This window comes from Bradyrhizobium sp. UFLA05-153 (assembly GCF_054185185.1).
The window spans coordinates 1-7,958 of record NZ_JBBIAM010000216.1 but is presented as its reverse complement, the minus strand read 5'-3'; the positions used below and the strand labels follow the sequence as shown (position 1 = coordinate 7,958).

The following is a 7,958-nucleotide window of genomic DNA, read 5'->3' as shown; positions in this document are numbered from 1 at the left end:
TATCAGTAAGGATATCCATACCGACAGTCAGCTACAGACCGGACAACCCCACAAGACGGCCGTCCTCGGATGAGTACGGTCCACCGCCACATGGGTGCAGCCCAATTGGGCACCAATTGACTCTATATAAAGGACGGGCCGTGGATTCCACGGCCCGTCGCCAGCAACTAGCGCCCTATCATTTAGTTGGATGTATCGAAGCAGCGCTTGAAGTCTTTGTGGCAATGTCCCTCATTCGCTTTCCTATGGTGTAGTGCCGCTGAGATGCCTCCCATCCGACTAGTAGCTTCATTGCGACCAATTGATCCAACAGTGTCAGCACCTGATCGTCAACGGTAACTACATTTCCAATCAGGTCAAATGTCTTGGAATTGACCGCGGCATCATTGGCATTCGCTTTTTTCATCGTCATCTCCTGAGAGAGCCCCGTCCGCGACATGCGTTCGGCGACCTCTAGGAGGCATTTACAAGTTTCAAAATCGCTCCGATTGCGGACCGCCTTTTTGCGCGAATTGATCGCCTCAAGCGACAGGGCGATACTAGAATCGTCGCCTTGAGAGATTGGAGGTTCGAACGAAGATAGCGATTGGAATGCACCCGCGTTGCACACCAACGTGGGCCAACCGCTCACTTGTCATTTGAAGCCTCCGCATCACGGCGGCAATCGCCTTACGGTCAGGCACTGCCGCCGCGGCCAAACGTTCGGATTCGAGTCTTCAGACACCTATTTCAGAATAAGAATGGAATCCTCGTCTATGCGGCCATGCTTGAACGTCTTCAAGGTATAGTCGGTCATGGTGCCTTCTGTGATTGGGGTAACATCGATCCGCGCCAACCGACGGTTCAGATACTTTCGCCCGTTCTCCTGAAAGTGCTGATCCAATGGCACCGTCAAGCGCGACAGTGGTCCTCGAAGCCAATACTGAAATTCGACCGGAAGTATTGGATCGGTCCGCGGCGGCACGAGAGCAACCGCATTGAAGTGAAGTCCATCGTTAGCCGTCACGGACTGGCCAACCTTGTCCCGATTCCATTTAAAGACCGGAAGGTCGGGGCAACCGAGAAAGATCGGCCGCAAATGCGCAAATCTTTCCGCATTTGGCCTTCGGACGATGTGGTGCATGAGGGTCCAGTGAACTCGCTCCACCTCCTGCGTCATGATCTGCGTCTGTGTCTGACGCGCCCCTGGCAATTGGTTGAACATGAAATTCAGGTAGTAAGCCCGTCGCCCTTCATCCATCAGCTCACCGATGCGGTGCGAATAGGCTTCAACGACTCTCTCCCGGCGCTCAGATTCTGAGAGTTGGTGATAAGTGGTCATGCGTGATCCTGATTTAGCTGGTTTTTGAGTGAATTCAGAACCAAGCGAATCCATATGGAGAGGCTGAATTCTCCATTTTGCAGTACCGCGCATCGGGGCAACCACTGAGCGCGTCGGCTATGTGCTCTGAAACTAGTATTTACAGGATCACAAATGGCCGGTCGGATCGGACGAAGAGCCCCTCGCACGGTCTCTTAAAGAGACGCAACGCAATAAGGGCGCAAAAACGAATGCTCCCCGGGGCTTGGGGCCCGGGGAGCATTATTCTTCTTATGGCTGGACTAAATATAGTTGCGTCAATCGACCCAATCGTCGCTCGACTCGCCAAGGCTGTCCGCGACCATGACGTGCTTTAGCTTAAAGGCACCTTCATCCTCGCTTACCCGCGAGACCAATACCGTGAGCATGGCACCTAATTTCTGGTCGAAGAGTTGCTCGCGTTCGGAGGTCTTCATCCAAATCGGGAGAATGACGTCCTTGTCGTTGCGGGTCTTCTCACGTTTAGGAGCTTTCTGCGGGGGTTCGTGATGACCATTGCCGGCGTCAGCCAACGCTTCTGCCTCCTTTTTCCTTTTACACCAAGCGGAGTACAGCTTCTCCAGTCCCTCTTTCTCGACGGTAGCGGCGGTCTCGTTTACGGCCACGCCAAGTTCACGAAGGTATTCCAGGACTCCAGCCCGCTTCGATGCCAATTTCCTGGTCTTGCCCGATGAAGCCCCCGTAGCCATTGCCACCACTTCTAGATGCCAATTGAAGGTCGTTGGATTTTTACGCCCCTTCTCGGCCTTCTTCACTGCGTGGACGAATTGCGACTGCAGCGTCTCATTGCTCGAGAGCTCCACGATGATCCGTTGAGCTGTCTGCATAGAGCTGCGGAGCAAAGCACGATGTCCCTTGCTAGATTTCTTGATGCTGATTCCGCAGCGCTTAAGCTCCTTCAAAAAGGCTTCGATTAGTTCGTTTTGTTCTGGCTTCTTCATTCGATGTTCCAAACTTTTGGTAGGTCAATTTCTATGGTTGCGTACGATCGCAACAGTTGGTGGATGACACCCACGTAGGTGAGAACACAGGGCGGCAGCTGAGCGCGTCCACTTTCTCTCGGCTGCTAGAACCACGATGAGGATCGGATACGTGCTGTCTGACCGATTGCTCCTCGGCGCGGCCCATACTGGTTCAATGGGTGGCTCTTCAACCCTTGGACTTGGCGATCATTTCCCCGAGGACGCCGAGCCATCCTTACCTGGCAGACCATCAACGAAAGCGCGTAGAAGGTCCGCCCGGATCACGGTTCGACGCCCGATTTTAGCAACTTGTAATTCGCCGTTTTTTATCGCGTGGTACAGGGTTGTTCGGCCCACGCTGAGGAGTTGGCACGCTTCGGCGATGCTGTAAGTCATTTTCATGATTGCCTCTCTAGTCCGGAAACGTTCCGGAGACCGCGTTGGCGACCGCCAACGCAATTCATCTAGATCGCGATGAAACTCGCCTCAATTTGAAGTACGGCTCAACTGGGCTCATCGCTTCCATGAATGCTATCGCTGCAGCCGCTCTCACTGCGGCGCTGCCAAATGCCGCGCTAGCCCTTGGCTTCCGAAGCTCGTTCAGCGTCGATGCTCAAAATCGAACCGCAACGACAGCGTGTTCGGGCATCAAGATGTAGCGACCATTCCCTGAAGAAGTGTCGAGCCCTAGAAGAGCCCGACTGTGGTCATCGGTGAGACTTCGGCTTTTTACGTTCGAGCCGCACGTCCCTCAATTCCCGTTTTATGGTTGCAATTGATGGAATGACGTTGTGGTTTTTCTGAACCCATTCCTGAATCGCAAAATTGCGCGCTTTCGCAGCCATGCCCGAAGGAACATCCCCGTTCCAAAGAGCATGGACCGCCTGCCTAACTGCAGCCCCCTGAGGCGCGTCGTTGTGCGACCTGATAAGTCGCTTATTGATGAGTATTTTTATCTCTTGGCGGTCGACGAACGCAGAGGCGAGTTGCGCGTGAAATCGCGTGCCGTCCGCTCCGACTACTCCATAATCGCCGTCCAAGATAAAGTTGTCGCTGCCACCAACGGGAATGTATTCCTTTGGCGAGAAGCTCATCCAATCTTCAGAACGCAAACGCGAAACATCTTGGCTGATGGGATCTCGGACATAGACTTGCAACCGCCCATTTTCGATCTCAAGTCTAAGGAAAAGGGTCGCCTTCTGCTGGACATGCCAGCTTTCAAGGGTCTCTTTGTCCAGAGATTCAACACGTAGCTTCTCGAGAGCATCGTCTAGAGCGATTTTCCACTCGCGGGTCCACTTAGGCTCATGCTCCGTGATTAGCTCGCAAACCTCGTTAAATACCGCTCCGAGAGAAACCTCATTCTCGCCCAACGACGTGTCTTGAAAATCTAACCAGCTTCTCATTCGATCCATCACTTCCGTCGAATCTGCAGACCACGCGATGTCGGCCAGGTATTGGAGACAACACGCAGACACACCCAACTGCGGAAGCTTACGCGCTCAACCGGTATTGTCGGTCTCAACGGCTCGGTCGTAGGCTATGACTTGGAGATGAAGGAAAGCACCAGGCCTTCAACGTAGAACGTCGCTTTCTGTACCATTCGGTGGCTCAGAACAGGCGTAGCGCTAACAAATCGCCTTGAAGAAAACTTGAAGAAGGCACCGTAGTGCGCGCCAACAAACGGCATAAGTTATTGATTTTGTTGGCGCTCCCTAGGGGAATCGAACCCCTGTTTCAGCCTTGAGAGGGCCGCGTCCTAACCGCTAGACGAAGGGAGCGTGAGGGACAGGACATAGCCGCGAATTCCGCTGGCGGCAAGCCTCGATCAGGGGCGAAAAGGCCTGTTATACAAAGCGACCGCGGCTCAAGCTTAACCATGTGATGGCCGGGCGGGGCGCTGCTCACCAGCGAAACCGCCGGGAACACTCAAGGCGTCTTGAGTTTCTCGATCGCGGCAGCGCCGGCGGCCGGCTCCAGCCGAAACAGCCCCGCGCCGGCAAATGCGGACTTCAATGGCGACGTCGATCGGATCTGCTGCCCGCTGCTGCCTGCGATAGCCTGGTTGAGCAGGTCCTGACCGATGGGGCCGGTCCGCTGCGTCCCGACCCCGAAGTAATAGGTCTGGCCGGCCTCGATCGGGACTTCGACCTCGTAGTCCGCCATGGCCATCGTCGTGTGCGAGGCGATCTTGTGGACGCCCGGCGGCCGATCGACGACGAAATACGAACCCATCTCGATCTTGCCCACGGGCTTGCCGTCGATCTTGATCTCCGACGAGGCAGCCAGCCCACCCATCGCGCCGAAAATGCCCTTCTCCCGCAGGAAGTACAGTCGCGCGAGCCGAGCTTCCTTTGGTTTGACCTGAGCTGTGGGTTGGTTGGACTGCGCAGGAGATCCTGCCGGTTTGGTCTGAGGTCCGGCCTGGTTGGGCTGCGCTGCAAGCGCCGCAGCACCAGTGCATCCGACCCACCCGATGACGAGCGCAATTGCTACGACGCGTGACTTGATACCACCCATTCCCAGTCCCAGCCCATATTCCCCGGACTGAAGCTAAATCAGAAGTTGCGGGACAGGACAACACTGACCAAGGACCGATCAACGATTTCAGTCACAACGCGTGTCGTCCGCGCTACGGCTCGTTGGCAAATTTCAGCTTTCCAGCCGGCTTCAGTGTGTGGGCGTCGTAGGTGCGGATTTCGGTCACTCCGCCGACGTCGAGCGTGATCACGAGTCGGTCTCCGGCGACCCCGCTCGAGACGATCCTGGCGCCCTTCGGCAGGGTGGCGGTGACGTCACCTACGGCCTCGGCCGCCCTTCCCTCGGACTTGAAAAGGCGGTAGCCCACCGCGATCAGCACGGCGCATATCGCCAGCGCCGTGGTCAACCCCGCGATCAGCATCATCCGCCGCACCCGCGCGAACAGCGCGGCTTGCTCGGGGGTCGGTTCGGGAACAGCGGTTTCGGTCGTCATGCAGGGCTCTGGGTCAGCGCAAAAGTTGGAGGTTGTCGTCGCCGGCGACGAGGGTTCGGCCCGGCTCGATCGGGTGCTGGCCGCCCGCCTGCCGGACCTGTCGCGATCAAGGCTGAAAACCCTGATTCTGGCGGGCTCGGTGACGTTTCGTTCGGAGGCGATCCGCGACCCCGCTTATCACGTCGCTCCGGGCGATACGATCACAATCGACGTGCCGGAAGCCGCCCCCGCCGAGCCCAAGGCTGAGGATATCGCGCTCGATATCGTGTTCGAGGATGACGACATCATCGTCATCAACAAGCCCGCCGGCCTGGTCGTGCACCCGGCGGCCGGGCACGAGACGGGCACGCTGGTGAACGCGCTGATCGCCCATTGCGGCAACTCGCTGTCCGGCATCGGCGGGGTGCGCCGGCCCGGCATCGTGCACCGGCTGGACAAGGACACCACCGGGCTGATGGTGGTCGCCAAAAACGACCTCGCCCACCAGTCACTGTCGGCGCAATTCGCCGACCACGGCCGCACCGGCGAGATGCGGCGTGGCTATCTTGCCTTTGCCTGGGGCGTGCCGAACCGCCAGCGCGGCACGGTCGATGCGCCGATCGACCGCCACCCGCACGCGCGGGAGAAGATGGCGGTCCGGCAAAGCGGCCGCGCGGCGGTGACCCATTGGGAAATCATGGAGAGCTTTGCCGGGCGCGACGGCAAGCCGGTGGCCTCGCTGCTCACCTGCGAGCTCGAGACCGGCCGCACCCACCAGATCCGCGTCCACATGTCCCATATCGGCCACCCCCTGCTGGGCGATGCCGTCTACGGCCCCCATTTCAAGACCAAGGCGAACCAGCTCGGGCCTGAATCGCAAGGGGCGCTGGCCGCCCTTGGCCGGCAGGCTTTGCATGCCTATCTACTGGTAATTGAGCACCCGCGAAGCGGAGAACTGCTGCACTGGGAACAGCCTCTGCCGGAGGATTTGCTTCTTCTCCAGGGCAGGCTGAAAGCGGCGCTATGACGCAGGCCCCTTCAGAAAAGCTTTACATTACAAAAAGTTATAGCAGCCACACGGGGACGTGACGTCAGTAATCCTTCCCTAAATGACCCCCCATGGGGTATATTGCGCCTGCGTTCGAAGATGATCGGACGCGGAACATCGCAGCCCGGCCGGCTTTAACACAGCGGTCGTCTGCCTGGCCCGCCGCTATCGGGGGCCTGAACCTTTGGAGGGCGCAAGTATGGCCCGTGCAGCCACGTTGCCGGTTCTGAATGGAGAATCCGGCCTTTCCCGTTACCTCGCCGAGATCCGCAAGTTCCCCATGCTGGAGCCCCAGCAGGAGTACATGCTCGCCAAGCGTTGGCGCGAGCACGACGATCGCGACGCGGCGCATCAACTCGTCACCAGCCACCTCCGTCTCGTGGCCAAGATCGCCATGGGCTATCGCGGCTACGGCCTGCCGATCTCCGAGGTCGTCTCGGAAGGCAATGTCGGCCTGATGCAGGCGGTGAAGCGATTCGAGCCCGAGAAGGGCTTCCGTCTCGCCACCTACGCCATGTGGTGGATCAAGGCGTCGATTCAAGAGTACATCCTGCGTTCCTGGTCGCTCGTGAAGATGGGCACCACCGCGAACCAGAAGAAGCTGTTCTTCAACCTGCGCAAGGCGAAGAGCAAGATCTCGGCGCTGGACGAGGGTGATCTGCACCCCGACCAGGTGAAGCTGATCGCGAGCCGCCTCGGCGTCACGGCTCAGGACGTCATCGACATGAACCGCCGCCTCGGCGGCGACGCGTCGCTGAACGCACCGATCCGCGACGACGGCGAGGCCGGCGAGTGGCAGGACTGGCTGGTCGATACCTCGCCCAACCAGGAAGCCTTGATGGCCGAGCACGAGGAATACGATCATCGCCGTGACGCCCTGAACGGCGCCATGGGCGTGCTCAACCCGCGCGAACGCCGCATCTTCGAGGCGCGGCGCCTTGCGGACGAGCCGATGACGCTGGAAGACCTCGCAGCCGAGTTCGGCGTGTCGCGCGAGCGCGTCCGCCAGATCGAGGTCCGCGCCTTCGAGAAGGTGCAGGCCGCGGTCAAGGGCACGATCGCGAAGCAGGAACAAGCAGCGCTAGAAGCCGCGCACTAAGCGCGAGATTTTTCAGCGCCAGAAATTGGCGGATCGAAGAGACAGAAAGCCGGCGGCAACGCCGGCTTTTTTTGGTCAATGATTGGAGCACTGCCACCGCAGTTGGCTTGGCGCGTTCTCAAAGGCGCAGGCTGCGGCTCGACCGCAATTGAGAACGGTGACGTCGAAAGCGTGATCAACGCTTCCCAGTCAATCATTCCCAATCAATCACGCTTGTCGCAGGACGTTTGCTGGTGTATGTGCTGCGCCCCGGCGCGATATCGCGCCCTTTTTGTTCAACGCTCGGAAGGGAGGCGGCATGAAATTCAGATCGACACGTTTTGACCGCCGCCGCCCATCGGTGATCGGCGATCGGTCATGAGCTGAACGCCGCTTCGCGGCTGTTCTTCCGTTCATTCAATCCGGCTACGAGGGGCGTGACGCAACACGGCGTACGCCGTGTTGTCATGTATTTGCGGTTCGTTACACCGCTCATCCACCCGCACAGCCGCGTGGAGAGCCGCTTCTTTCGTGCGTCCTGGTATATCCATCGAAAC

The 7,958-nt window shown here is 58.5% G+C and carries 10 protein-coding genes and 1 tRNA gene; 3 read left to right on the top strand and 8 right to left on the bottom strand.

Going from position 1 to position 7,958, the window contains the following annotated elements; translation table 11 throughout:
• Positions 1-178: 178 nt before the first annotated feature.
• From Q2941_RS49565 to Q2941_RS49550, 4 genes are all read right to left on the bottom strand, one after another.
• A complete protein-coding gene (locus Q2941_RS49565) occupies positions 179-406 on the bottom strand; it encodes a hypothetical protein (RefSeq protein WP_458197241.1) in 228 nt (75 codons plus the stop codon).
• 318 nt (positions 407-724) lie between these two features.
• Positions 725-1,321 (bottom strand): hypothetical protein, encoded by a 597-nt coding sequence (locus Q2941_RS49560; RefSeq protein WP_458197240.1) that lies wholly within the window; start codon positions 1,319-1,321, stop codon positions 725-727.
• Between the two features lie 296 nt (positions 1,322-1,617).
• Positions 1,618-2,301 carry a hypothetical protein gene (locus tag Q2941_RS49555; protein ID WP_458197239.1) on the bottom strand — a complete coding sequence of 228 codons (684 nt, stop codon included), beginning with the start codon at positions 2,299-2,301 and terminating at the stop codon, positions 1,618-1,620.
• A 228-nt stretch (positions 2,302-2,529) separates the two neighbouring features.
• A complete protein-coding gene (locus tag Q2941_RS49550) occupies positions 2,530-2,724 on the bottom strand; it encodes a helix-turn-helix domain-containing protein (protein ID WP_458197238.1) in 195 nt (64 codons plus the stop codon).
• Positions 2,725-2,762: 38 nt separating this feature from the next.
• Between Q2941_RS49550 and Q2941_RS49545 the strand changes: the two genes are divergently transcribed.
• On the top strand, positions 2,763-2,981 hold the full coding sequence (locus tag Q2941_RS49545; protein ID WP_458197237.1) for a hypothetical protein: 219 nt from the start codon (positions 2,763-2,765) through the stop codon (positions 2,979-2,981).
• Positions 2,982-3,029: 48 nt separating this feature from the next.
• On the opposite strand, the gene Q2941_RS49540 is transcribed toward Q2941_RS49545, so the two are convergent.
• The 4 genes from Q2941_RS49540 to Q2941_RS49525 all read right to left on the bottom strand — a co-directional run bounded on the left by Q2941_RS49540 (position 3,030) and on the right by Q2941_RS49525 (position 5,296).
• The gene (locus Q2941_RS49540; RefSeq protein WP_458197236.1) at positions 3,030-3,728 is read right to left on the bottom strand and encodes a hypothetical protein; all 699 of its coding nucleotides are present in this window, start codon (positions 3,726-3,728) and stop codon (positions 3,030-3,032) included.
• A 300-nt stretch (positions 3,729-4,028) separates the two neighbouring features.
• Positions 4,029-4,103, bottom strand: a tRNA-Glu gene (locus Q2941_RS49535).
• A 148-nt stretch (positions 4,104-4,251) separates the two neighbouring features.
• On the bottom strand, positions 4,252-4,842 hold the full coding sequence (locus tag Q2941_RS49530; RefSeq protein ID WP_458197235.1) for a DUF2846 domain-containing protein: 591 nt from the start codon (positions 4,840-4,842) through the stop codon (positions 4,252-4,254).
• 112 nt (positions 4,843-4,954) lie between these two features.
• Positions 4,955-5,296, bottom strand: coding sequence for a hypothetical protein (locus tag Q2941_RS49525; protein WP_254110441.1), 342 nt, complete (start codon positions 5,294-5,296; stop codon positions 4,955-4,957).
• Between Q2941_RS49525 and Q2941_RS49520 the strand changes: the two genes are divergently transcribed.
• Together Q2941_RS49520 and rpoH are read left to right on the top strand one after the other, a co-directional pair.
• A complete protein-coding gene (locus tag Q2941_RS49520) occupies positions 5,295-6,302 on the top strand; it encodes an RluA family pseudouridine synthase (RefSeq protein WP_458197234.1) in 1,008 nt (335 codons plus the stop codon). The two genes, Q2941_RS49525 and Q2941_RS49520, sit on opposite strands and share 2 nt — an antisense overlap.
• Positions 6,303-6,522: 220 nt before the next feature.
• A complete protein-coding gene (rpoH, locus tag Q2941_RS49515) occupies positions 6,523-7,422 on the top strand; it encodes an RNA polymerase sigma factor RpoH (RefSeq protein WP_027525262.1) in 900 nt (299 codons plus the stop codon).
• The last annotated feature ends 536 nt before the right edge of the window (positions 7,423-7,958 follow it).